Below are 25,789 nucleotides of genomic sequence, written 5' to 3'. Positions count from 1 at the left end.
GTTGGGGACGGGGGAAAATTAATTTTCCCCCGTCCCCAACAAACCCCAACGAGGAAAGGCAGGAGATGATGATGGGTAAAATGGTGAACTGGGGCGTTCTCGGCTGTGCCGGAATTGCCAGAATAAGAATGATACCCGGGCTGCTCCAGGCGGATAACGCCAGGCTGTATGCCGTTGTAAGCCGGGGAAGTGCCAAGGCAAAAGAGTTCCAAAGACTGTTTGGAGCGGAGAAGGCTTATGACAGTTATGAGAAGCTGCTGGAGGATGATCAGGTGGAGGCCGTGTACATACCGCTCCCGAATTCGATGCACTTTGAGTGGGTGGAAAAGGCCGCCAGGGCCGGTAAGCACATTTTGTGTGAGAAACCGATCGCCATGAATGAGGAAGAGGCCAAGAGGATGTTTGAGATATGCCGGGAGAACGGCGTGCTGCTCATGGAGGCGTTTGCCTACCGCCACAGCCCCCTTGTAAATAAGGTCAAGGAGCTCATAGAGGAAGGCGCGGTAGGGAAGGTGAAGTATATGGAATCCCATCTGACGGATGTACTTACGGACATGTCCAACATAAGGATGGACAGGAACCTGGGAGGGGGCGCTTTTTATGATATGGCCTGCTACAATGTCAGTGTCATAAGCTACCTGCTCGGGAAGGAACCGGAATGTGTCAAGGCGTTTGCCGAGATGGACGAAAGGCACGGGGTGGATGTAAGCAATACATTCCTGCTCAAGTACGATGACGGCACACAGGCGGCAGGCTACTCTTCTCTCAATTCTTACGCGAGGGGATATTATGCTGTGGTTGGAGAAAAGGGGCGGATCGAAGTTCCGTGTAATTTCAACTGCAGAAATGTAAGCAAGTTTACAGTCTCCACAGGCGCTTATGTGGATAATGTGGAGGTTCTGGACGAGGTTAAGACGGAATACATCGTAATGTGTCCGGATAATTATATGCTGGAAGCAGAACAATTTGGCAGATGTATACTGGACGGGGAGAAACCGCTCGTATCCATGGAGGAGACAGTGCAGAACGCCCGCATTCTGGACCGGGCGTTTGAAGACGCGGCGTGCCGGGCGAAACGGTGAGACATACTGAATAAAATATGAGGGCAGGCGCTGGATATTTGAATATAAATATCCAGCGCTGTTTTTTTGTCCTGCGTCCGCTGTTAAAAAGGCATGGCAAAATGCATCGGCGTCCGGAATCGGCGTTTTTTATTGCAAAGTACCATATTTTGCCTTATAATAATATGGATAAGGTTCCAAGAAATGACCGATCTGTTTGACCCGGTCAGCCAAACAGATTTGAGTATATTCAAAGGGCGCGCCGCGGCGGACCGGCAAAGCGGCCGGTGCGGCGCGCAGAAAGAAAGGGAGAGCGATATGAAACGCAGTGTATCCAGGGGAATTGCATGTATATTAAGTGCAGCCATGATATTGGGGGCAGCTTCAGGCTGCAGCCGGCAGGAGAACAGGGAAAAGACAGTAATTAAAATTCTTTATTCCAATAATTTTAAGGAAGTGGAGGACCTGGTGGAGTCCACCTATGATGACATTGATCTGCAGGTAGAAATATCGCCCTATTCCAGCGAGCAGATCCGGCGTCTTGAAAAAGGTGTAGGACCGGACCTGGTGTTCACCCCGCAGCCTGATTCAACTATGGTACAGGAATATCTGCTCGATCTCAGTGACACAAAGGCGAGCGAGGCGTATGACGGCACGATCATGAATGCCTGGAAACAAAATGGAAAAACGTATCTGATTCCGCTTCCCGGGGTGTACAGCGGATATGTGGTCAACGAAACACTGTTTGAGCAGGCGGGACTGTCTCTGCCCGCAAATAACACGGAACTTGTGTCGGCTCTCTCCGAAATGCGGGAAAAAGGGATCGGGGTCGGTGAGGACGACATAAATTTTAGTATTATGAGTGACTATAACACGTCAGTGGGCATGTTCTACGTTGGGTGCATGGTGCCGGATTTTCTCGGGACGGTTGAGGGCGTAAAATGGCTGGCAGATTTTAAAAATAAAGAGGCAGCCTTTTCCGGTGTCTGGGAACAGAGCTTTTCATTGTCCGATTCTTTTGTAAATGCAGGTGTTATGGATCCTGCAGCGGTCGGCCGTCAGCGCAATTCCATCCTCTGCCAGGAGCGTCTTGTGGACGGCACCCTTGCCGCCGCTTTCGGGGATTCCGCACTATATTATGAATGCGTTGCAGACAATGAGAAAGCGGTAAAAGAAGGGACCGGTACAGCATATACATACCGGATGCTTCCGTTTTTCAGCGATAAAGGAAATGAGCCATGGTTTCTGTTTGCGCCTTCTGCGCTCATGGGGATCAACAAGAACACGGGCGAAGAAAAACAGGAGGCGTGCCGGCGGATTCTGGAGCTGCTCTCGACGCAGGAGGGACAGGATGCCCTGATCGCGGATCTGGGCGGGGGCACGTCCTGCCTGCGCGACCACGAGCAGCCGAAGGAATCGATCCCAGGAGGCGTAGAGGAATATGTGGAGTCGGGATATATCTACAATGTACTGTTTCCGGGCAAAACGGTGGAATATTTTGGCGGCTGTGTGAGAAACATCATGAACGGAAAATGTTCGGTGGAGGAAGCCTTACAGGCAGTAGATCAATACAATTATGAAGGTGAGGATAAACTGTCGTATGATTTCACGGTCATTGGCGAGGTGAGCCATGATCTGCTGCTCCAGAATTTTAATATACGGCTGGGCGAGACCGAGATCGGCAATTTTATAGCAGATTGTGTTGCCGGGGCATCCGGAGCCCCGATCGCGGTCGTCAACGGCGGAGGGATACGGGCCAGTTTTTTTGAAGGAGTCGTCTACGGCGGGGACATTGCCGCAGTGTGTCCGTTTGACAATAAGATCATTGTGCTTGAGATGGATGGGGAAACTGTGTGGGAGATGCTGGAGAACAGTGTGTCTACCTGTTCGGAGGAGTTCCCCGGCGGCCGGTTCCTACAGGTCTCAGGACTTCAGTATACTTTTGACAGCACAAGGCCGGCCGGAAGCCGGATCGTAAGTGTGACATTGTCTGATGGGACAGAAGTGGATGCGGACACCCGCTGCCAGATTGCTGTGACAGACTATATGGCCGGCCTGAGAAGTTATGCAGAGGGAAACGGCGACGGGTATACGATGCTCAATTACTATGATGATACTGTTCCAAAGGGCAGTGTGACACTTATAAAAGAGACGGGACTGACATACCGCGACGCCATGGCGCTGTATTTTGAACAGCACAGAGATACTGCTGTGGACGCTCAGATGGAGGGAAGGATCCGGGATCTGGCACAGGATGATTAGAGAAGTTTCCTGTGCGGAAAGGATGGATATTATTGGATACTGACAAGAAAAAGTATAAAGAGCACAAAATATCTGCTTTTGTTTCTGTGCTGCTTCTTATGGCCGCAGTTCTGTGCGTGTCTGCGGCTGCCGTATATCAAAAAGTATCGGAGCGGACAGTGACAAACATAAGTAAAGTGTACCTGCAGGAGATGGCGGCACAAGTCAGCAGTCATTTCCAGACGAATCTGGACAGCCAGTTCTCCCAGATCCGTACCATCGCCGGCGCAGTATCGGAGAACGACCTGAAGGATGAAGAGAGTCTGAAACATTTTCTGGCGCAGGCGCAGGAAAATAACGGTTTCACACATATCGCGGCCATCAGCGACAAGGGGATCGCCTATTCTCCCGACGGTACGATTCCGGCCATGTCCAAGATCTCTGATCTGGACCGGTTACTGGAGGGCTCCGGGGAGCTGCTCTCTGTCAATGAAACGATCTGGGAAAGCGATACGATTCTGTTGGGGACTTCCATGTCTCCCGCACCATTTAAGGACGGGAAGCTTGTTGCCGTGATCATTGGGATTCAGACTTCCGACATAGGTTCGAGGCTCGGTCTCGACGGCGAGAAACAGACGAACTCCCACTCTAATATTGTGACGAAAAACGGAGACTTTGTCATTAAAAGCATCTTTTCAGAGACAGTTTTGTACGGATCCAATCTGTTTTCTATCTATGAACAGCAGGCGGAGTTTGACGAGGGTTATGATCTGAAGTCCTTTCGTTCTGCAATTGAAGCGGGGGAAAGCGGAATAACACTTTTGTCCGTTGGAGACCACCATGAGTATCTTTATTATGTGCCCGTTCATGGGACAGACTGGTATATGGTCACAAGTATGGCATACGAGACGGTAAACGATCAGATCGTATATTTGAGCCGCTTTATCGTGATAGTAGGCGTAGGAATCTTTTTCATCATTCTTGCAACAGTCCTCACATTCTTTTTACTGTTAAGGCGCAGTGAAAAACGCAGCAGTGAGCTGCTTCGCACGGAAAAAGAACGGGCGGAGACCGCAAACCGGGCAAAAAGTGATTTCCTGTCTCAGATGTCTCATGAGATCCGCACCCCTCTCAACGGCATCATGGGCATGGTCGAGCTGGGGAAGCATCATATAGAAGAGCCGGACAGGATGCGCAACTGCCTCGACAAGATCACGCTCTCCTCCGCCCACCTTCTCTCCCTGATCAACGACATTTTGGATATGTCCAAGATCGAGAGCGGTAAGATCGAGCTGCACCCTGAAAGGTTTGATCTGGGACGCCTTTTGCGGACCTTGACGACAGTGTTCCTCGTACAGGCAAAAAACAAGCAGATCGATTTCCAGATTTTCTTATACGGTGAGCTGGAAGAGTATCTGACCGGCGATGCGCTCCGTCTGAATCAGATTCTGACCAACCTGCTTTCCAATGCTTTGAAGTTTACACCTGCTCACGGATATGTTAGTCTGAATGTAGAGGAACTGCAGCGTGATGAGAACGGGATATGGCTTCGTTTTGAGGTCAGAGATACCGGACGCGGGATCGCACCGGAGAATCTGGAGCGTGTTTTTGAAGCGTTTACACAGGAAAACAGCGGAATTGTCAGGGAATACGGCGGAACCGGACTCGGCCTGCCGATCACGAAGAACTTTGTGCAGATGATGGGAGGTTCCGTCACTGTCTCGAGCGAGATCGGCGCCGGAAGCGTATTTACGGTCGATCTGCCCTTTTCCTATGAGCCGGAAAACGAAAGTGAGATCGTGGAACCTTGCGGGGACGGGCAGCCGGTCCTGATCATAAATCAGATCGTGGAACTGGAGACTCATCTTGCCGTCGTGCTGGAAAAAGAGCAGTTTCAGGTTGATTCGACAACCGATGCAGAGACCGTTTTGGACAGGATACAGGCGGCAGCGGAACATGGCAGTCCGTATGAATTTTGTTTTGTAAAGTGGGATTTTTCTGAGGATATGCCGGCTTTGATATCAAATATCCGCCAGGCAGCCCGAAATGACCGTCTTAAAGTCGTTCTGACGGGGAGGGACCAGGATGAACTGGACGACGCGGCCTCATTGTGCGGCGCCGACGCAACTCTGTGCCGGCCTGTATTTCATTCGGACATAGCCGGACTCATGGCCAGACTGACAGGACAAAACATAAATAACGCCGATGCACAACAGCAGACCATGCTGGACAATGTGCAGATTCTGGCAGCAGAGGATAATGAAATCAATCTGTATATAGCGGTCTCCCTGCTCACGGAGGCGGGAGCGGCCGTCACCACGGCCCAAAACGGCCGGGAGGCGGTTGAGCGGTTTTCAGAGGCGCCGGAGGGGTTCTTTGATCTGATCCTCATGGATATTCAGATGCCGGTTATGGACGGCTACAGCGCAACCCGGGCTATCCGCGCGCTTCCCCGCGCGGATGCGCAGGATATCATTATCATTGCGATGACGGCAAATTCTTTCCGTGAGGATGTTCAAAAGTGTCTGGACAGCGGTATGAATGCGCATATCGCCAAACCTTTTGTCATGAACGATATTACAAAAGCTTACGCGGATTCACTGGCAGAGCGGGAAAAAAGAACGGGGCAGTCCGAGCGTCCGTAGACGGACAAGAAGAAACAGGATGAAAGAAGGCAGAGCTAATTTGGAATACGATATGTTGATGTATGAGAGAGTTTTCCGTATCATAAAAAATAAAATAGAAAGCGGACTGCTGCCGCCGGGTACAAGTCTTTCTTCCCGGGCTGACCTGTGTCTGGAATTTGGAACCTCAGAAAAAACCGTACGTCGTGCGCTGGCCATGCTGGAGGAAAAAGGATATATTGAAACATCTAAGAGGAAGCGGCCGGTTGTAGCGGCCCGCACAAGCGCGGGACATACCGCGACAGCTAAGGCGTTGCAGAGGATCGATACTGAGATCACAAATGATGTGCTGAAGACGGGGGTACTGCTCTGTTATCCGGTGATCAAAAACGGAATTTCTCTTTGTAAAAAGAAAGATCTGGAAATACCGCGCAAAATTCTGGAAAATATGGATATTGATAATGCGTCCGAGTTTTGGAAATTGTCCAAACGCTTTATAAGGTTTTTTGTTTTACGAAATGAAAACGCACTGATCTTACAGGCGGTAGACGGTCTTGGGCTGTCTGACCTAAGACCGCTGCACGATGACGGTAAAATCAGGGCAAGATATTATACACAGCTTAAGGAATTCATGAAAACCCTTGAAGCAGGGGGCGATCCGGAGAGCGTCCGTTTTGACGACATGTCCGGCATGTACGGACTGGCAGATGGAGACAGCCCCGCATTTGAGGTTGCTGCGGACTCAGCCGTCCTTCTTGGCAGAAAACAGCTTGAAAGACTGCTGCAGGGGGCTGATGTGAGGTATTCTGCAGTGTACATGGATATCATCGGACTGATATCAGCCGGCCGTTATAAGCGGGGAGACAGGCTTCCGCCACATAAAGAGCTTCAGAATATATATGGCGTCAGTGTTGACACAACGCTGAAGGCGGTACAGATCCTGCAGGAGTGGGGTGTTGTGAAGACGGTCCGCGGCAATGGGATCTTTGTGGAGATGGACCGGATCGATATCGGAAAAGTTCATGTGCCGCCTCATTTGATCGCATACCATGTCCGGCGTTATCTGGACACACTGGAGTTGCTGGCGCTGACTGCAGAAGGCGCCGCTGCCTGCGCGGCCGGCAGTATTACCCGGTCAGAGCTGCAGACGGTAAAGGAAGAAATAGAGCGCCTGTGGAATGAAGAATATCTGTATGAACGCACGCCGGCCGTTCTTCTGGATGTCATAACGAGACATATAGAGATCGACGCATTCAACGCCATCTATATGCTTCTGCAGAAAAACTTCCGGATCGGCCGCAGTATACCAGGACTGCTGAATACGGAAAAAACGGCTGTGAACTGCGAGATTCATGAGCAGTGTATCGAAGTGATCGAGACACTTTCAGAAGGAGACCGCGGGAAGTTCCCTGAAAAGGCTGCCCGCCTGTTTGACAAGATCTACCGTCTCGTGATCGAGGAGTGCAGGCGGCTGGGATATTATGAGGCCGCGGCCGGCGTGTATGACGGAACCGCATTATGGAAATGATCCCCCCGGGCAGAACGGGGAGGACATATACTGCTGCAGATCACGGCCGCGTTTTGGCCGGCAGAGTCAAAAACCGCGATCCCTTTTGGAGATCGCGGTTTTTTCTGTCTATCTGGGAATATAGTAAAGTTTTATTATATTTTCTCCGCTGCATGGCTCCAGCCTGTACGGACAGGCGCTGACAAATTTCCAGCAGGGAAGACAGCGTATATGGCTGCAGGCGTCCACCGGCTTACAGGCATCTGCGCCTGTCACGAGCTCATCTGGGCAGATGCGCATTCCGGTGCAGCGGTTGAGGTACTGTACCGTGTAGTATGACGTCCCTCCCTGCACCTCGATAACGGCATTGTCATAAAGAGGGCCGGTGTCTGTTTCCAGTACGGCAAAATCCGGGATAACGCTGTCACTGCAGTCTGTTTTGTACTGGAACGTAAATTCCCGGCTGCCTCCCGCCGCAACGGTAAAATCTTCTGCCAGCAGGCGGCGGCTGGGACTTGCCTGAGCCTCCTTAAGAGTATTGACATTCTGCACTTCGTACAGAAGCGGAAAGCGCAGGGATGTGTTCGTATAATTATGGACAGCAACACGGTAGTAGACATCGCTGCAGGCCGGTACGGACAGTGACTTGTAGATCGTGTTATCTGCCTCGGTACCTGTATACTTTTCCACGGTAAAGTCTGAGTGGCAGGAAACTACAGGGGTATGAAAATGAAGGATCCGGGGCGGATTGTCATACGTGAGCACAGCGGAGGCCGCGTCAAGATGATTTGGCTCCCGAAATGTGATCAGAGTCTCCTGATCGTTGTTTGTGTGCAGGTGAGAGCCATGGGCCGGCCCTTTGTTCTTGATTTCGTAGGTGAGCCGGATCAGTGTGCGGCTGTCGGGTGACGCCGGAGCATACGGAATCGTCCCAAGACTTACAGTGACGACCCCGTTTTGCACATTGGCATCACTGATATCCGGAAGCAGTGCAGGTTTGGTGTATACGGTGTAGTCAGGGTCATTCGGGTCGGTAATATCCGATGCGTTTTTTGACTTTAATATTATTTTATCCTGTACACCGGTAATGCGGATCGAGCCGGGGACATACTCAAAGAGCGCAGTGTTGATCGTGTCTGTGATGACCGCTTCCGGCCCGCCGGTCAATACGAGCAGGTATCCGGCCAGACGTTCCAGTTCTTCGATGATAGGATTGTCGGAACCGTTCTCAGCGGCTTCGTGGAGATAGGAGCCGGTGGATGCGATCGTACGCATGATGTTGAGTACATCATCCCGTGTGTATGGGCCGGGCGTCTGGGCGTCGATCTCTATGCCGAGCACGAAGACAGTAGCGTTGCCGCCGGCAGGATCTTTTATTTTTTCCGCGGTTTCCCATGCACGTCTTAAGGCCAGGACGAGTTCTTCTGACGTGGCAGAGCGGCCGGCAGTCTCGGCAATAAGGCTGTTTACAGTCTGCTGCAGGTACATAAAGTAGCGCCATGGTTCCCCGGGTACACTGGGGAAAAAGTCACTGTCCGTACTGCCGGGTGCCGCGTATACACCGGGATAAGCCGGATTGACGGAGCGGTTGGCCTGGCCGTCCGTGATCAAAATCACCGCCCGGCGCAGAATGTCGTCTGACTGGGCAAAACCGGGCGTGTTGAAGAGTGTATAGGCTTCGTTGAGCCCTGCCTCTGTGTTTGTGTCTTCCCCGTAAGGGATAGCCCAGATCAAATTGTCCAGAATCGTATTATTTTCATAGCCGGTATCATTCATGCTGTATGGCAGCTGCGTGCTGTCCAGCGGGGTGCCGGAGGCCACGTTCTGTATGAAGCTGCCTGCGTATGCTCCCGGATCCTGCATATAGATCTCCGACAGATAGCGGTCCAGCACGGCGTCTGTACGCGCGGCGCCGTCGTCCTCGAAAATATCAGAGTATTGTATTTTATAATAATTGTAGTAGTTGTAAAGACTTAACCCGGCGCTGGCCGCTATAGGCGCAGACTGCGTCATATAGTCCGGAATGTCCGTCGTTGATACATAAGAGCCGTTGCGGTAGCCGAGTATCTGACCGATGCGGTTGCCGCTTGTAGTAGATCGCCGCCATGTGAACAGAGTGCCGAGGTAATCGTAGGAAAGCCCGCCCCCCGGAAGCGGGACATACGCATCTCTGGCAAAGGGTACAATGGTGACGCGGGTCTCTTTATTCTGCCGCCAGAGAAGTTGGATCGTCTGGCTCAATGCCCTTTTGGCGAGAGCCATTTTGCGGCTTCCGCCCGCCATCATGCTTGCTGTTACATCCAGTACAAATACGACGTCCAGCGAGTGCGGCGGATAATAGGAAAATACGAGAGGACTTGCCTCCACCTCCAGTGTAACTGCCGCGGTACATTCCCCTGCGGCTCCTTTGGATATCCTGAGGCGGTCCTTGAAATGGATGAGGCCGCCCTGGCCGGTGTCGTAGCCGGCGTCATAGACGGTTGTATTCCCGGATGAGATCCAATAATCCGGGTCAGCAGAATCTTCTGTGGGACGAATTATATCATAACCTCCAATGTTCGCCGGATTTTGCTTTCCGGGACCTTGGTAAGGACAGGGTGATTTTGTAGTTGACATATTAATACCTCCATTCCATATTATAATATTGAAAAAGAAAGCATCCTGTGAATCACAGAAACACCCATACTCTGTCCCGCGGCTCTGTTATCTCTCCTGCGGGTGTGTTATACTGGAAAAAGATGGAGAAAGCCGGAGAGGGGTGAAGGAATGAAGAAACGTTATGGGGTAAGCATGGTATGGAAGATGACGATAGCGACGATGCTTTTGCTTCTCGTTCCGATATTTATCATATGCATCATATATATACAGATGTATCAGAAGACCTCCATGGAGACGGCGGACGGGAAACTTGCCTCTGTGCTTGGCAGTATGCAGGGCAGGATAGATGAGACACTGTCAGATGCCGACGTCATGCTGGACGAGCTGTTCTACCGGCAGGAGTTTTCCTATTTTATGAACGACAAGAACGAACTGAGCCAGCGTGAGATCAACTATTATACTTCAAGTGTACAGAAGGAGCTTATCAATAACCGTTACCTGTATTCAAATATTTTCGGCAACATCGGACTGTATTCTCTGAATAGGCAGGTGAAGGCTGACTGGCAGTTTCCCCTTAAGACTCTGGAGGAGAAGCCTTATTACGCCGAGGTGACGGTGGATACCCAGGGGGCTGTATACGGGGCTGTCAGGGAGTCGGAACTTGTCTTCTCCACTCTGGACACTAACCACATCAAAGTAGGCAATGCCAATGTGTACGTTCTTCCCATTTACAAAAAGGTCTATGCCATAGGGACGAAGGATGTGATAGGTGTTGTGGAGACGGATGTGGATATCAACAGGCTTATGGAAGTGACGAGCCTGCGCAATGACGATTCCGGGATCACGAAGATCGTGGCGGACAGGCGAAAAAATATTCTGATCAATACAGGGGAAAGAGACAAAAGCCTAGAAAAACGTGTTATGGAACGTATAAAGGAGGACAGGGGCACGGAAGAGCTGTACATAGACGGCGCCAGCTACAGGATGTCTTATTCCGTATGCCCGAACACAGGGCTGGTCAATATCGCGCTTCTCTCAAGGGATGACATTTACAGCAACATCTTTAACATGGTCACAGGCGTGCTGCTCATTACCGTTATGTGCCTCGGGGTGATGGGGATCATCACATATCTTGTCATCAGCAATATGCTGAACCGCCTTGTTGTTGTTGACGTCATGATGGGCAAGGTAAGAGAAGGACATTTTGATGTGCTCATTCCGGAATACGGCAAATCAGATGAGATATCCCGCATCGGCAGCTCCTTTAATCTCATGGTGGCCCATCTGAATGAGGTGCTGGAAGAGAAGGTCCGCAATGAACAGGCCCAGAAGGATGCGGAGATAAAAGCGCTGCAGGCCCAGATCAACCCGCATTTTCTGTACAATACGCTGGAAAATATGCGTATGCAGTGCGAGATAGACGGTTATTATATGATGGGAAACAGCCTGGCTGTCCTCGGGGAGCTGTTCCGCTACAGCATCAAGTGGGGAAACAATGAAGTTGCGTTTGAACTGGAATGGCAGAACCTGAAAAATTATCTCTATATTATGCGCATGAGATATGAAGATGACCTGGAGGATGAGCTGGAATGTGATTACGGACTGGAGGACGTGATCGTTCCGAAGATGATACTCCAGCCGCTTGTGGAGAACTGTTTCAGCCATGCATTTAAGACAAAGATGCCGCCGTGGAAGGTCAGAGTGTCCGCGCGCAGAGAGGAAGGCAGTCTTGTGATCGCCATACAGGACAACGGCTGCGGCATAGAGAAAGAAAAGGTAGCGTGGATACAGAAATGTCTCGATGAGAATAAAGAGATACGTTGCTCACAGAAGCAGCGCAAATCTATCGGCATTCTGAATGTAAAGCAGAGAATCGAGATGATATGCAGGGAAGGCAGCGAAGTAGCGATTGAAAGTACGCCGGGCGAGGGAACAGTGATCCGGATCATAATTGTACTGTAGGTGATGGGAATGTTTAAGATACTGGTTGCAGATGATGAAAAATTCATACGGAAAGGGATCGTCTCCATATTGTCCGGGAACCTGCGGGAAGAGGTGATCTTCGTGGAGGCGCGCAACGGCCTTGAGGCGCTTGAAAAGTCGAGGACCGAGACGCCGGGACTGATCATAACGGATATAAGCATGCCCGGCTGCGACGGCCTGGAATTTATCCAGAGGCTGAAGGAGATCAATGTAAATGTGCCGGTCATCATCCTCTCGGGATATGAAAATTTTGAATATGCCAAAAAGGCGATCAAGCTCGGAGTAAAAGAGTATGTCATGAAGCCGATCAAGAAAAATGAATTCGTGGAACTCATCCATTCATACATAGCTGACATCCGGCAGGCGCAGCAGAGGAACCGGGAGGAGTATCTGAAAAGGAGCGAGAACATAAGGATTATGGAAAAGCTCAAGAGAGACTTTCTGCTCGGCCTGCTGAAATGTACAAGCAGCGAGGAGGCGAGGAATTATCTTATTCAGCTTAAAGAGCTTGGAATGAGCTTTGACTCCCACCTGTATATGTGCGTCGCGGTTCAGTATAAGGTGACGCCGGGGAATCAGGAATACATAGACTTTGTGGTGAAGAATATTCTGGATGAGTTCTGGGGACTCCGCCTGGACGACGAGAAGGTGGTCAATGTTGTGTACAGTCCCGGCATGGTTGTGGCGATCTTTGAGGGAGAGAGCCAGAACGCCCTGCTGGAACAGAAGAAAAAGCTTGTGCGGGATGCGGTGACGCTGCTGAAACAGTATTGTAAGACAGATATCTACGCGGGAATCGGGGATGTGGCTTTTGACTCTGTGCAGCTCCACGTCTCTCTTCGGCATGCCATGCTGGCGGCCGGCTATAAGATATTTGAAGAAGGAGATATGGTCTGCGTTTATCAGGAACTGGAGAAAGGAAAAGAGACAGAGTCTCCGGAGCTTGTGAAGCGGCTGAAGCCGATCGAAGAGATCAATATATTTGACATGCTGGACCGTTACCGGAAGCTGGCATATTCCGGGAAGACCCGCCGTGTGCTGAAGGTTCTGGAGCACGAGTATGAGGAGGTGCAGAACCATATCAATCTGGTCATGTCGCGCAAGCAGACCGGGAAACCGGTGTGGGATGAGAAGTACAAAAGCTTCTCCTGCATCTGGTCCGTCGGGGAGGCGGGGCAGGAGCTGAAAGAGCGCATCGAACTGCTCAAGGAGCTCTATGATGACAGCGGCGGAGTGAATGAGGCGCTGATGCGCCAGATGCTGGACTTTGTGGATGAGCACATAACAGAGGAACTGGATCTGAATACAGTCGCGGAAAAGTTTCACAGGACATCCGGCTATGTGAGCACGCTTTTTAAGAAATACACGAGCGGAGGATTCAGCGCGTATCTCACCGGCGAGAGGATCAAGATCGCCAGGAAGCTGCTGGAGGATTCCAGCATTCCCATCCAGGAGATAGGCGAACTGTGCGGCTATAACAATCCGAAATACTTTTCAGTCGTGTTCAAGAAGGTGACGGGAGAGACGCCGAGAGGATACAGGGAAAAGCTCATAAGCCGGTGACAGATCCGTTTACGGTCACGATGACTGTGCCGGACAGCTTCTGTCTCATCAGATCTGCGCCTGAAGTTCCCTTTAGTGTGCCATTTTCAATGAGCTGTTCCAGCCTTCTGCGGGACAGGGAGAGCTTTTGCCGCAGTATGGAGGAGACAGTTACGTTCAGCGGGTGCGGGCAGGCCAGGTGCAGTTCGGCGGACCCGTCAGGAGGAAGGTCCTCCCCGTCTATCGTTAAGACGGGGGTGCGCACAGCCGCGCCGTTCGCCCGGAGCAGGCCCATATCGAGCGCATGCCGCAGGGCAAGGCCGGGGTCGTTGCTCTGGTAACGCCCGAGAAGATCCGGGGCTACAGAGGCAGGGCGGACGCGGGAGTATATGGGCAAATTCCACGTTGCGCCGCAGCGGGAACATCTGTATATGAGCCAAATGTCCAGATGCTTCCGCTGCGCGTTGATCCGGAACCGGCCGGAGCATATATATTCAGTTTTAAAGCCGCAGCCCCGGCAGTGGCGAAGTACGGCAGGCGGTCCGCATCGGACGTTCCATACGATCTTTTTCAATTTACACAGTCCTTTCGTTCTGTAAAATTGTAGCACTACAGGCAGGACCGTCCAACCGAATACATTTTTTATAAACAAACTTGAGAAAAGACCTGAACCGGGATGTGTCACCGGTTCAGGCCTTTTTCGTTTTTTTTCTTCTCTTGTCCGATGATCCGCTGGATACTTTTCAGAGACAGGAAATATTTGGCGGATAAATTGTCCATATTTTCACCGGCCAGGTAGTCTGAATAGATCCGGCTGTTGCGGATCCTCAATTCTTCCCGTGTCGCCGTTCCTTCTCCCCAGTTCTTTTTATGTTCCTCGGTCTTTGGGATGTACAGGATCGTGCCGTCCACATACTCCTGTATCTTTTCAAGTAATTCCTGCGGCAGAATCTGGTCAGCTTTCTTGTAGCGCATCTTGCTCTCCTTTGTTTCGTATTAACAGGAAAAGCAAAGGCTAACTCACAATAACTGGATACCGGGCAGCTGCGTCAGCCTTTGCTAAGCAGCGCGGTGTATAGGGTTAAGCATAAGTATACAGCCCTCCTTTATCTTCAGATAGTTAACAGTATACCATATACATGCGGAAACTGCGTTCTCATCTTTGTTTTATAAATAAATATGAGCAGCAAAAAAACATCCGGAAAATTAAAACTTTATTGTAAAATATTGAACCTCGCCGGGTGTGTTCTCTGTAATAGAATAAAAACAGACAGAGGAATTCAGTGAGAAAGGAGCGAGGACTTTGAATTTATTGGAAATGAAGGGAATCGAAAAGAGCTTTAACACGGTCAAAGTGCTGCACGGAGTAGATCTGATCCTGAGAAAAGGTACGGTCCACGCACTGATGGGGGAAAATGGCGCGGGCAAATCCACGCTGATGAAGGTTTTGGCCGGAATCCATAAATGTGACGCGGGAACGGTCACGGTCAAAGGAAAGAGTGTTGATATCCAGTCGCCAAAGCACTCACAGGCGCTCGGCATAGCCATGATACATCAGGAGCTGTCCCCGGTGCCGGAGATGACAGTGGCGGAAAATATTTATCTTGGCAGGGAACCGGGCGGCCGGCTGTTTGTCGATTATGCCGCCATGTACAGGCAGACGGAGGAACTGCTGGAAAGCCTGAAAGTACATATAAGCCCGAAAGAAAAGGTGGGCTCCTTAAAAGTCGCGGACCAGCAGCTTGTAGAGATCGCGAAGGCGATATCTTTGAATGCGGAGATCATCATAATGGATGAGCCGACTTCCGCCATCACGGACAAGGAAGTCGATAATCTGTTTTCCATAATCCGTGACCTGAAGGACCAGGGGAAAGGAATCATCTATATCTCACACAAGATGGACGAGATCTTCCAGATATCAGATGATATCACCGTACTTAGGGACGGCCAGTATGTCAATACGTGGAAGGCTGAGGAGATCGACAATAATATACTGATCAAAAATATGGTAGGGCGTGAGCTTACGGAGATATTTCCAAAGTCGGAGGTCCCGATATCGGATACGATACTGGAAGTCAGGAACTTTACGCTCGGGAATAAATTCCAGGACATCAGCTTTAAGGTGAAGAGGGGAGAGATATACGGTATCGCTGGTCTGGTGGGAGCGGGCAGGACAGAGCTTATGCATGCGCTGTTCGGCCTGGACAGACCGGACAAAGGTGAGATCATCTTTGACGGAAAGCCGTTGCATATCAGAAAGCCTAAAGATGCGATCCGGGAGGGGATCGCATATGTGACGGAGGACAGAAAACAGGAAGGGCTTGTACTTGAGATGAGCGTGGGGCAGAATATCTCTCTTGCGTCTATGAAGGAACTGAGCCGGGGACTGTTCATCAATGAAAGGGAAGAAAACAGTCTCGTAAAGGATGAGATCGAGCGGCTCCGTATCAGGCTGCACAGCCCGAGGCAGCTTGTAAAATCTCTGTCCGGAGGGAATCAGCAGAAAGTCGTCCTCTCGAAGTGGATGATCAAAAATCCGAAGCTTCTCATTTTAGATGAGCCTACGAGAGGAATCGACGTAGGCGCAAAGTCGGAGATATATAAGCTTATGTGTGAATATGCGGCGAGAGGAAACGCTATTATCATGATTTCTTCGGAGATGCCGGAAGTCATGGGAATGGCGGACAGAATGCTTGTCCTGAGCAACGGGAAAGTGGGTGGAGAGCTTAACAGGAGTGAGTTTGCGCAGGAGAGCATCATGCAGATGGCGGTATCGCACATATAAGGGAGGAAGAGAAAATTATGGAAAAGAGTAAAAGCAAACAATTTAACATCAAAGAATTTCTGGCAAAGTACGGCGTCATTCTCGGTCTGGTCGTCATCATGATATTTTTTACCGTAATGAAAGCCAGGTTCCTCACAGTCACAAATATGCTCAATATGCTGCGCCAGGCGTCCATCAACGGTCTGCTGGCGCTCGGGATGACCTTTGTCGTCCTCACCGGGGGGATCGACCTGTCTGTCGGCTCGGCAGTGGGGGCGGCAGGCATGTACTGTGCGCTTGTGGCCAGAACGGAGACTGGAATGCCGTGGTACGTGGCGCTTCTTACCGGCCTTGCCATCGGACTTCTCATCGGAACGATAAACGGAGTTGTCATCGCGTATCTGAGAGTTCCGGCATTTATTGCGACGCTCGGTATGCTGAGCATAGCCAGGGGAATCACATTCATGGCCAGTGATGCCAAACCAATTCCGGGACTGAGCAAGGAATTTCTTGTGATCGGCGGCGGAAGTGCAGGAATTATACCAATTCCAGTTTTAATATTGATTGGTGTATTGATTGTATGTTATATCATACTTTATAAGACACGATACGGACGGTACGTGTTTGCCACAGGAGGAAATGCAACGTCGGCGAGGGTGTCCGGTATCAATATAAAAATGGTCATATGCTCGGTGTACATGATATCAGGTCTTCTCGCCGGTCTGGCGGGAGTGATACTGACGTCCCGCGTCACTTCCGGGATCTCCCAGAACGGCGACGGGTATGAAGTGGATGCCATCGCGGCGGCCGTTATCGGCGGCAACAGCCTGTCCGGCGGACGGGGACGGCTGTGGGGAACGGTCGTAGGTTTTCTGATCATGGGAGTGATGAACAACGGACTGGACATGATGGCGGTGTCTTCGTACTGGCAGCTCGTTATAAAGGGGATCATCATCATCGGCGCGGTCATGCTCGATTCGCTCAACGAATCAAGGTAGGTGCCGCTATAAAAAGAAAATAAAGATGCAGCTGCATTTTTATATAAACAAAAAAAGGAGGAAAAGAAATGAAAAGGAAGTTATTAAGTGTACTGTTGTGCCTGGGTCTGGCGGCAGGGCTCGCTGTGGGCTGCGGAGCGGCGGACAAGGATGCAAAGAAGGAAAAGTCGGACACAGAGGATTCCGGGAAAAAGGTGAAGATCGGGATGACGCTCTACAGTCTGAAAAATGAGTATACGGTGCGTCTTGCCAATGCCGCTGAGGACGAGGCGGAGAAGCTTGGCATCGAGCTTACGGTCTATGACGGAAACTATGACGCAAGCACGCAGATCAGCCAGGTGGAGACGATGATCGCCGACGGCTGCGACGGTATCATCCTGAACCCGCAGGACGCGGAAGCGTGTTCTCCGTGTGTCGACAAGGCAGTGGAAGCCGGAATACCGATCGTCGGGGTCAATACGCGTGTGAAGAACGATAAACTGACGAGTTATGTAGGGTCTGAAGATGTGAAGGCCGGAGAGATGGAGACACAGGCCCTTCTGGATAAAGTGGGAACGGACGCCAAGATCGTTATCATCGAGGGACCGATGGGACAGTCTGCGCAGATCGAGCGGCGTGAGGGCATACAGAACATTCTTGACAAGAACCCGGGCGTGGAAGTGCTGGCAGAAAAGACGGCCAACTGGTCACGTTCAGAGGCGATGACTGTTATGGAGACATGGCTGCAGGCGTTTGATGAGATCGACGGCATCATCGGCGAGAACGATGAGATGGCACTCGGCGCAAGAGAGGCAGTGAAGGCTGCCAATAAGGATATCCCCGCCGTAGGCGTGGACGGGATCACGGACGCGCTTGACGCGGTGGAAGACGGCAACCTGGTCGTATCTATTTTCCAGAACGCGGACGGACAGGCGAGAAAAGCAGTCCAGGTTCTTATGGACGCGGTAAACGGCAAAGACGTTGATGAGAATTACTGGATCGAGTTTGAAGAGGTAAACAAAGACAATGTAGCGGATTTCAGAGAGAGAGCCCAATAGTATAAATGTGCCGGGAAGCCTGATGATGCTTCCCGGCATACGAAAGTGAGGAGGAAAAATCATGTTAAAATATTACGGAGCAGACGCGGACTTTTCGCTGGAAGGAAAGACGGCGGTCATTACGGGAGGTGCAGCGGGTATCGGTTATGCTACGGCCCGGTTTTTGGCTGAAAAAGGTGTGAATATATGTTTGGCAGATTTGAATCCGGACGTTGACAACATTGCAAAGGAACTGGATCCAAAAGCCATCGGAGTCTCAGGGGATGCGACAGACGCGGCCTACAGGGAGAGAGTGCTTGACGCGGCGGCGGAGGCGTTTGGCCAGGTTGACATTCTCGTGAACTGCGCAGGGATCGTGGCGCTTGAGAAAGCAGAACTTATAAGCGAAGCGGACTGGGACCGCACGATGAATGTAAATCTGAAGGCATCCTTTATGATGGCGCAGATGATGGGAAAATATTTTATCGATAATGAAATAAACGGATGTATTGTGAATATGGCCTCTCAGGCAGGTGTGGTCGCTCTTGACAAGCATGTGGCCTACTGTGCTTCCAAAGGGGCGATCATAGCGATGACAAAAGTGATGGCTTATGAGTGGGGCAGATACGGGATACGCGTCAATGCGGTATCTCCGACGGTCGTGCTGACAGAGCTTGGACATAAGGCGTGGGACGGACCGGCCGGGGATGCGTTCAAAAAGGAGATGCCTTCCGAACGGTTCGCGGAACCGGATGAGGTCGCGGGCGCGATCGGCTTCCTGTGCAGCGGCGCGGCTGCGATGATCACGGGGCATAACCTGCTGATCGACGGCGGATATACGATCAAATAGACAGAACAACAAGTTGGAGGAGACAGTGTATGCAGAGAATATTAAATGATCCGGATGATATAGTAGATGAGATGCTCAAAGGCTTTCTGAAAGCACATTCTGATATTGTGGAAGCGGCCCAAAATCCGCGTGTCGTGAAGGCGAAGAATATTCCGGCGGGCAAAGTCGGAGTTGTCACGGGCGGAGGTTCGGGACACAAGCCTGCCTTTATCGGATACGTGGGCAGGAATCTCTGTGACGCGGCGGCGGTGGGGGAGATATGTTCTTCTCCGACGGCGGCGGCATTTTTGGATGCGTGCAGGGAGGCGGACCAGGGGCAGGGAGTTGCCTGCCTGTACGGCAATTATTCCGGTGACAATATGAATGTAAAAATGGCGGTGAAGATGGCGAAGAAGGCCGGCATAACCGTAAAGACAGTGGTTGCCAATGATGACGTGGCGTCCGCCCCGAAGGATCAGCGGGAAAAGAGAAGAGGCGTGGCAGGCGAGGTGCTCATGTGGAAGGTGGGCGGAGCAAAAGCGGCGAAGGGAGCCAGTCTGGATGAAGTGGTGGCGGCTGCCCAGAAGGCGATAGACAATACGAGAAGCGTCGGGATCGGGCTGACACCGTGTACGCTCCCGGCGGTGGGACACCCGAACTTTGAGATCAAAGACGGAACGATGGAAGTAGGCATCGGGCATCACGGTGAGCCTGGCATTGAAGTGTGCCCGCTGGAGAGCGCTGCTCAGATGGCTGAGCGGATGACGGACGTAGTGCTGCCGGATTATCCGTTTGAGAAGGGGGATGAAGTGGCCGTGCTCGTCTCGGGACTTGGCGCAACTCCGGTGATGGAGCTGTATGTATTATACGATGAGATCGACAAGATTCTGGAGAGCAAAGGTATCAGGACTCACCGGGCATATGTGGGCAATTACTTTACGTCCCTTGAGATGATGGGAGCAACGCTCACGGTCATGAAGCTGGACGGGGAATTAAAAGAGCTGATAGACATGCCGGCTGAGAGCATGGGGCTTACACAGTTTTGAGATAAATATAGAATGGCAGGGAGGAACATATGGGCGGATTTAAAAATGCGGACGGCAAGCCGGTACTGCTTAGGATGGTAAAGGAAATACAGGATAACAAGGCATATCTCGGAGAGGTGGACGGACTGATCGGGGACGGAGACCACGGGATGAACATGAATAAAGGATTCACTGTGTTTGAGACAAGGTTCAAGGATGAAGATATCAGTTTTACAGATGGGCTTGATGAGCTTGGGATGATTCTGTTAAATGAGATCGGCGGCTCCATGGGTCCCATCTATGGAACGATATTTATGGATATGGCCGAGGCAGGGGCAGAGCTTGAGGAGATCAGTCTGGAAGACTTCGGCGGCATGCTCACGGCAGGACTTGACGGTCTGTGCGGCATTGTCGAAGCCAAAGTGGGGGACAAGACACTGGTCGACACCCTCTCACCCGCGGCCAAAGCCGTCGGAGACGGGGCCAAAGCCGGGGAGGACTTTGCCGGAACACTGGATAAGATGAAAGAAGCAGCCCGGGCAGGGCGCGATTCCACAAAGGACATGACGGCAAAATATGGCCGCTCCAGCCGTCTTGGCGAACGCTCCCGCGGCGTGCTGGATGCAGGAGCGACATCGTGCTGCATCATTCTGGAGGCGATGGCAGACGGGATCAAAGAGATATTGAACGGATAACGATTCCATTATTGTAAGGTAAGAGGATATTCTGAAATCAAAAAAAGATTTTGGAATATCCTCTTCTTGACAAACAGGCAGTTCTCAAATATACTATAAATTAGTTTACAGTAAATTGATTTATAGAACGAGGTTGTATTATGCCAAGCAGTCCCAAAATTCCAAAGGAAACAATTTTACAGCACGCGCTGCAAATGCTCATACGAGAAGGCTATAGCGCGCTAAATATTAAAGCGCTGGCAAAAGAGATCGGGTGCTCTACACAGCCTATCTCCTGGCATTTCGGAAATATGGACGGACTGCGCAGGGCGCTTCTGGAATACGCATTACAGTACGCCAAAGAAAAGCAAACCACTTCATCAAGTGGAATGGCCGCCTTTTATGAGGCTGGTACCGCGTATATTGACATTGCCTTTGATGAACCCAGGTTATTCCAATATCTCTACATGAACAATAATGAAAAAGTGTTTATAGGAGGCTTTGACGCAATTACTGATACGACCGAAGGCGGCATAGTGAAGGCTCAGATCGCACAGCAACTTGATATTAACATAGAGGAAGTAGAAATATTCTGCAGAAATATGATGATATATACTCATGGGCTGGCTTCTTTTATAGCAGCTGGGTTGATTACGGTTACAAAGCAGGAGGTGTACGAAATGATGCGCCAGAGCGCAAAGGGATTTTTGTCGCAGATCAACGCAGGTCTACGGAAATAGGTTAAATTTGAAAGTGAGGATATACATTTTGAATATAGAAGAATTACATAGCTTCATCGCAGAGCAGCAGCCTAATATCTGCCAGATAGCAGCATATAAAGATGGAGCCGAAGTCTACTCAGACGAATGGAATGACTACAAAAAAGACGATACCTGTCACGTTGCATCCGTAACAAAAAGTATCGTATCTTTGCTGGCCGGCATCGCTGTTGACCAAAAACTGATAGAAGATGTAAACCAGCCTGTTTTGTCTTTTTTTCCGGAATACAGAATAAAACGGGGTGAAAAAACAATTCAAAATGTCACTATAAGGCATTTACTTACAATGACAGCACCCTACAAATATAAATATGAGCCATGGACAAAAATCTGTTCCAGTGAAGATTGGACTATTTCGGCGTTAGATTTTCTTGGTGGCAGAGCCGGAGTGACAGGAGAGTTTAAATACGCTACATTAGGGATTCATATTTTAACGGGTATTATTGCTAAAGTAAGCGGCATGAAAACGGTGGATTTTGCCAATCAATATCTCTTTAAGCCGGCCGGTGTTAAAGTACATGAAAACTATCTGGCTGAAACGGCTGAAGAACATAAGGAATTTACCATATCAAAAACTCCTAAAGACCACATTTGGTTCTGCGACCCGCAGGGTACGGGCGCTGCCGGATATGGGCTGTGCCTGTCCGCCGCGGATGCGGCCAAAATCGGGCAGCTCTGCTTAGATAAAGGGAACTGTAACGGAAAACAAATCGTGTCATCAAAATGGATTGAAGAAATGACAAAGCCTTATCACAAATGCGGTGAAGAATTTAGAAATATGTCCTATGGATATTTGTGGTGGCTGACAGATGATAAAAACAACTGTTATTCAGCAATAGGAAACAGTGGCAACGTGATCTATGTGAATACATCCAACAACATTGTTATAGCAGTGACCTCGTATTTCAAACCGACAATTTTTGACCGTGTGGAATTTGTTCAAAATCATATAGAACCAATTTTGATAAAATAAAATGAGTTGGGGACGGGGGAAATTTAAATTTCCCCCGTCCCCAACTGCGTATTAGTAAATCCCGCCTTCTTTGACGGCGATGATCCGGCACGGGCATGCTTCGATTCCGGCGATTTTAAGCGGCAGCATAAATATGAGTGCGCGTTCGTCCGCTATTTTGTCCAGATTTGTGAGTGATTCCACCATTGCGAGGTTATTTTTGAAAGCAAGGTTATGGTTTGGCTGGTCCGGGACATTAAAGTTCTCCAGAGAAGTGGCGTCTGTCCCGATGGCTTTTATCTTTTTCTCGTGGATGAGCCATTCCATGGCGTCGCATGCCACGTATGGATAAGGCTCCCAGTCGTTGGTGCGCCAGTTCTTGTCAAGCCCTGTGTGAAGGAAGACGATGTCCCCTTCTTGGATCTTGTCTTCATATGCCTTGAATTCGTCGAGTGACATGCAGTCCCCTGCCTTTTTGCCGGTAAAATCAAGAACGGCGGCTTCGCCTATCAGGCTTGTGAGAGGGAAGGTGGCGGCGTTTAAACCGCCTTCCACGTGATGCAGGGGAAATTCTACGTGAGTGCCGCAGTGTGTGGAGAAGCTTACGTCGCCGGATACGTACCATGTACCCGGACTGTGCGGCTCCCCTCTCTCCCCTAAAATATCCACATCGTATACCCACGTCTGGAGATTAAAAGGTTCTTCTCTTGGAATCATGCGGTGGCTCAGTTCTACAACTTTGTTGAAATCTATTTTCATAATAGTGCGCTCCTTTCTGCTTGTTCCTAACGGACGGATAGTTGATATTTGGCACGGTGTGCTTCAGTTCCGAAGCATATCCGCGCGTTTTTTCATTGTCTCTTTCAGGTTTTCGTACAGTTCCTTGTACAGTGCAAAGTACCGGCTGTACTGTTCGTGGCGGTCCGGTCCGGGCAGCACGGGTTCGCGCATGGCGGTCCAGTCTTTTATGGTGCTGTAACCGCTTATACAGCCAGTGCCCGCGGCGGCGAGAAATGCGTCCCCGAGGGGAGCCTCAACGTCCTGTACCGGTGTACACACGGGAAGCCCGGTGACGTCGGCAAAGATCTCTTTCCACAGTCCGGAGCGGGCCCCTCCTCCGACGAGCACGATTTTGCTCACGCCGGACGACGTGTCTGTCATGGATTCCATAATGTGTCTCAGTGAATAGGCCACAGATTCCAGGACCGCCCGGTAGATATGTGCCCTCGTGTGCGAGAGCGTCAGGCCGAACAGCACCCCCGCGGCATTCTCATCCCAGATGGGCGTCCGTTCGCCCATGAAGTAAGGAAGCGCGATGAGCCCGTCCGCCCCGGGGCCTATGGCTTTGCCGCGGATCTCCTGCTCCAGGCAGTCGTAGGCAGAGGCAGAATCTTCACCGAGAAAGTTCTGGGCAAACCATCTCGGAAGGGCGCCCGCGGTGGAAGCCCCGCCGTAGGTATAACTGACGGACAAGGGATCTGTGCAGTAAGGCATGGAGATAAGACTTGGGTTATCGGGGCGTTTGCCGTGTATAAATCCCCAGTTCAAAGAAGTGCCGAGTACGGCCGCGTTATCTCCGGCATGTACGATGCCGGCGCTCAGCATGGAGGCAATACAGTCTACAGTGCCTGCGCAGAAGGGGACCGGCCTGTGGATCCCAAGCTTTTCCTGGTACTCTTCATTCAATGTTCCGACGATGTCATCCGGCCGGTAAAAGTGGGAGGGCAGCGCATGAAAAGGAATCTCCATGGTCCGGCACATCTCTTCGGACCAGGAATGTTCTGCGTAATCGTAGATGCCGCCCACGTTTCCGGCGGAGCAGTAGTCGACAGTTATCTCGCCGGTCATTTTACAGATGACGTAGCTGTGGATGGGGAGAATGTGCCGTATTCTCGACCAGTTGGAAGGTTCATTTTCCTTGACCCAGAGAAGCTTTGTATACCCGAAGTAAGAGTCTGTTCCATTGCCGGATACCTGAAATATGTTTTCCTCCCCGATCGTCTCCTTAAGCTCCCTGCTTTCTTTTTCTGCCCTGCGGTCCATCCAGATGATGGAAGGCCGTACGGGCTTCATATGTTCGTCGCACATCGCGCCGGTCCCTCCGTACAGCGCGCTGATGCAGACCGCCTCGATGCGGTCCGACGAAGAAAGCATCCCTGTGACGGAACGGATCGCGGATACCGCAGCGTCAAGCCATACGTTGGGATGCTGCTCCGCCCAGCTGCTGTGCGGCTTTGACAGCCCATAAGACACAGAGGCATGGGCAAGGATCCTGCCGTTTATATCTGCGGCAACTGCTTTTGTACTTGATGTGCCGATATCACATCCGATAAATATTTGTTCGTGCATGCTGTCCCCTCCTGTTACAAGCCTGCTGCTTTCAGTTCCTTCATTCCGTCCCGGTACTCATCCTCCGTCGGCGTTTTGCCGTGGAAGGCGACGACATTTTCCATAAAGGATACGCCTTTTCCTTTGACGGTGTGAGCGATGACGGCAGTGGGGCGCCCCTTGCATGCACGGGCTGCGTCAAGTGCGCTGAAGATGGCGTCAAAGTCGTGCCCGTCTATCTCGGTCGTGTTCCATCCGAAAGCCTCCCACTTCTTTCGGATATCGAGCATGTTTTTCACCTTTTTTGTCTCCGCGTCATTCTGCAGTCCGTTGACATCGATGAGCGCCGTAAGGTTATCCAGACGGTAGTGAGCTGCCGTGGCCGCGGCCTCCCAGATCTGGCCTTCGTTCAGCTCCCCGTCTCCGATCATGCAGTATACGCGGCTTTTAAGCCCGCGCAGACGGCAGGCGAGCACCATGCCGCCTGCGGCGGAGAGGCCGATACCGAGGGAACCGCTGGTCATCTCCACTCCGGGCGTTTTTTTCATGTCGGGATGTCCCTGCAGCATGCAGTCGATCCTCCGGAAAGAAGTGAGAAGCTTTTCTTTTGGAAAGAATCCCGCATTGGCGAGGGCGGCGTAGAGGGCGGGAGCAGTGTGGCCTTTGGAGAGAACAAAGCGGTCCCGCTCCGGAGCTTTCGGGTTCTCCGGGTCGTAGTGCATTTCGTCAAAGTAGAGCGCCGTCAGCAGTTCCACCATGGAGAAAGAGCCGCCGAGATGTCCGGAGCGGATATTATAGATCATCTCTAAAATATCTCTGCGGATCATATTTGCCTTTGTTTTCAGTTCTTTTATATCTCTGGACATTG

20 protein-coding genes are annotated in these 25,789 nt (G+C 51.0%); 14 read left to right on the top strand and 6 right to left on the bottom strand.

Features of this window, described 5'->3' with window-relative positions; genetic code table 11:
- Positions 1 to 65 precede the first annotated feature (65 nt).
- The 4 genes from LAJLEIBI_RS15460 to LAJLEIBI_RS15445 all read left to right on the top strand — a co-directional run bounded on the left by LAJLEIBI_RS15460 (position 66) and on the right by LAJLEIBI_RS15445 (position 7,454).
- Positions 66 to 1,082, top strand: coding sequence for a Gfo/Idh/MocA family protein (locus LAJLEIBI_RS15460; protein WP_006443072.1), 1,017 nt, complete (start codon positions 66 to 68; stop codon positions 1,080 to 1,082).
- A 219-nt stretch (positions 1,083 to 1,301) separates the two neighbouring features.
- Positions 1,302 to 3,323 carry a 5'-nucleotidase C-terminal domain-containing protein gene (locus tag LAJLEIBI_RS15455; RefSeq protein ID WP_243133341.1) on the top strand — a complete coding sequence of 674 codons (2,022 nt, stop codon included), beginning with the start codon at positions 1,302 to 1,304 and terminating at the stop codon, positions 3,321 to 3,323.
- Between the two features lie 32 nt (positions 3,324 to 3,355).
- Positions 3,356 to 5,947 carry a hybrid sensor histidine kinase/response regulator gene (locus LAJLEIBI_RS15450; RefSeq protein WP_040435005.1) on the top strand — a complete coding sequence of 864 codons (2,592 nt, stop codon included), beginning with the start codon at positions 3,356 to 3,358 and terminating at the stop codon, positions 5,945 to 5,947.
- Between the two features lie 52 nt (positions 5,948 to 5,999).
- Complete coding sequence (locus LAJLEIBI_RS15445; RefSeq protein WP_147570483.1) at positions 6,000 to 7,454, top strand: winged helix-turn-helix domain-containing protein; 1,455 nt, start codon at positions 6,000 to 6,002, stop codon at positions 7,452 to 7,454.
- A gap of 108 nt (positions 7,455 to 7,562) precedes the next feature.
- Here the strand turns inward: LAJLEIBI_RS15445 and LAJLEIBI_RS15440 are convergent, their stop codons facing one another.
- Complete coding sequence (locus LAJLEIBI_RS15440) at positions 7,563 to 10,049, bottom strand: vWA domain-containing protein (RefSeq protein WP_006443068.1); 2,487 nt, start codon at positions 10,047 to 10,049, stop codon at positions 7,563 to 7,565.
- 150 nt (positions 10,050 to 10,199) lie between these two features.
- On the opposite strand from LAJLEIBI_RS15440, the gene LAJLEIBI_RS15435 reads away from it, so the two are divergent.
- Both LAJLEIBI_RS15435 and LAJLEIBI_RS15430 read left to right on the top strand, forming a co-directional pair.
- Positions 10,200 to 11,993, top strand: coding sequence for a sensor histidine kinase (locus tag LAJLEIBI_RS15435; protein WP_006443066.1), 1,794 nt, complete (start codon positions 10,200 to 10,202; stop codon positions 11,991 to 11,993).
- A 3-nt stretch (positions 11,994 to 11,996) separates the two neighbouring features.
- Positions 11,997 to 13,577, top strand: a complete 1,581-nt coding sequence (locus tag LAJLEIBI_RS15430; protein ID WP_006443065.1) for a response regulator transcription factor — start codon at positions 11,997 to 11,999, stop codon at positions 13,575 to 13,577.
- On the opposite strand, the gene LAJLEIBI_RS15425 is transcribed toward LAJLEIBI_RS15430, so the two are convergent.
- Entirely contained in the window at positions 13,564 to 14,130 is a 567-nt protein-coding gene (locus tag LAJLEIBI_RS15425) for a DUF1062 domain-containing protein (RefSeq protein WP_040435526.1), read from the bottom strand. The genes LAJLEIBI_RS15430 and LAJLEIBI_RS15425 overlap by 14 nt on opposite strands.
- 107 nt (positions 14,131 to 14,237) lie before the next feature.
- Positions 14,238 to 14,531 (bottom strand): CD3324 family protein, encoded by a 294-nt coding sequence (locus LAJLEIBI_RS15420; RefSeq protein ID WP_006443062.1) that lies wholly within the window; start codon positions 14,529 to 14,531, stop codon positions 14,238 to 14,240.
- Between the two features lie 343 nt (positions 14,532 to 14,874).
- On the opposite strand from LAJLEIBI_RS15420, the gene LAJLEIBI_RS15415 reads away from it, so the two are divergent.
- The 8 genes from LAJLEIBI_RS15415 (at position 14,875) to LAJLEIBI_RS15380 (ending at position 22,614) form a co-directional block, all read left to right on the top strand.
- A complete protein-coding gene (locus tag LAJLEIBI_RS15415) occupies positions 14,875 to 16,341 on the top strand; it encodes a sugar ABC transporter ATP-binding protein (protein ID WP_006443061.1) in 1,467 nt (488 codons plus the stop codon).
- Positions 16,342 to 16,358: 17 nt separating this feature from the next.
- A complete protein-coding gene (locus LAJLEIBI_RS15410) occupies positions 16,359 to 17,318 on the top strand; it encodes an ABC transporter permease (protein WP_006443060.1) in 960 nt (319 codons plus the stop codon).
- Between the two features lie 68 nt (positions 17,319 to 17,386).
- The gene (locus LAJLEIBI_RS15405; RefSeq protein ID WP_006443059.1) at positions 17,387 to 18,355 is read left to right on the top strand and encodes a substrate-binding domain-containing protein; all 969 of its coding nucleotides are present in this window, start codon (positions 17,387 to 17,389) and stop codon (positions 18,353 to 18,355) included.
- Positions 18,356 to 18,416: 61 nt separating this feature from the next.
- Entirely contained in the window at positions 18,417 to 19,184 is a 768-nt protein-coding gene (locus LAJLEIBI_RS15400; RefSeq protein ID WP_006443058.1) for a GolD/DthD family dehydrogenase, read from the top strand.
- Between the two features lie 29 nt (positions 19,185 to 19,213).
- Positions 19,214 to 20,209: a dihydroxyacetone kinase subunit DhaK gene (locus tag LAJLEIBI_RS15395; RefSeq protein ID WP_006443057.1), complete on the top strand. Its 996-nt coding sequence runs from the start codon at positions 19,214 to 19,216 to the stop codon at positions 20,207 to 20,209.
- A 29-nt stretch (positions 20,210 to 20,238) separates the two neighbouring features.
- A complete protein-coding gene (dhaL, locus tag LAJLEIBI_RS15390) occupies positions 20,239 to 20,883 on the top strand; it encodes a dihydroxyacetone kinase subunit DhaL (RefSeq protein ID WP_006443056.1) in 645 nt (214 codons plus the stop codon).
- Positions 20,884 to 21,023: 140 nt separating this feature from the next.
- The gene (locus tag LAJLEIBI_RS15385; protein ID WP_006443055.1) at positions 21,024 to 21,602 is read left to right on the top strand and encodes a TetR/AcrR family transcriptional regulator; all 579 of its coding nucleotides are present in this window, start codon (positions 21,024 to 21,026) and stop codon (positions 21,600 to 21,602) included.
- A 28-nt stretch (positions 21,603 to 21,630) separates the two neighbouring features.
- Positions 21,631 to 22,614: a serine hydrolase domain-containing protein gene (locus LAJLEIBI_RS15380; protein ID WP_040435000.1), complete on the top strand. Its 984-nt coding sequence runs from the start codon at positions 21,631 to 21,633 to the stop codon at positions 22,612 to 22,614.
- 51 nt (positions 22,615 to 22,665) lie between these two features.
- Here the strand turns inward: LAJLEIBI_RS15380 and LAJLEIBI_RS15375 are convergent, their stop codons facing one another.
- From LAJLEIBI_RS15375 to LAJLEIBI_RS15365, 3 genes are all read right to left on the bottom strand, one after another.
- Positions 22,666 to 23,352 carry a cyclase family protein gene (locus LAJLEIBI_RS15375; protein WP_006443053.1) on the bottom strand — a complete coding sequence of 229 codons (687 nt, stop codon included), beginning with the start codon at positions 23,350 to 23,352 and terminating at the stop codon, positions 22,666 to 22,668.
- Positions 23,353 to 23,415: 63 nt separating this feature from the next.
- Positions 23,416 to 24,942 (bottom strand): FGGY-family carbohydrate kinase, encoded by a 1,527-nt coding sequence (locus LAJLEIBI_RS15370; protein WP_006443052.1) that lies wholly within the window; start codon positions 24,940 to 24,942, stop codon positions 23,416 to 23,418.
- 14 nt (positions 24,943 to 24,956) lie between these two features.
- Entirely contained in the window at positions 24,957 to 25,787 is an 831-nt protein-coding gene (locus tag LAJLEIBI_RS15365; protein WP_006443051.1) for a transketolase, read from the bottom strand.
- Between the last annotated feature and the right edge of the window lie 2 nt (positions 25,788 to 25,789).

The organism is [Clostridium] hylemonae DSM 15053, from assembly GCF_008281175.1.
GTDB classification, from domain to species: Bacteria; Bacillota; Clostridia; order Lachnospirales; family Lachnospiraceae; genus Extibacter; species Extibacter hylemonae.
Note: the sequence above shows the minus strand (reverse complement) of the source record. Positions and strands in the feature narration are given on the sequence as shown.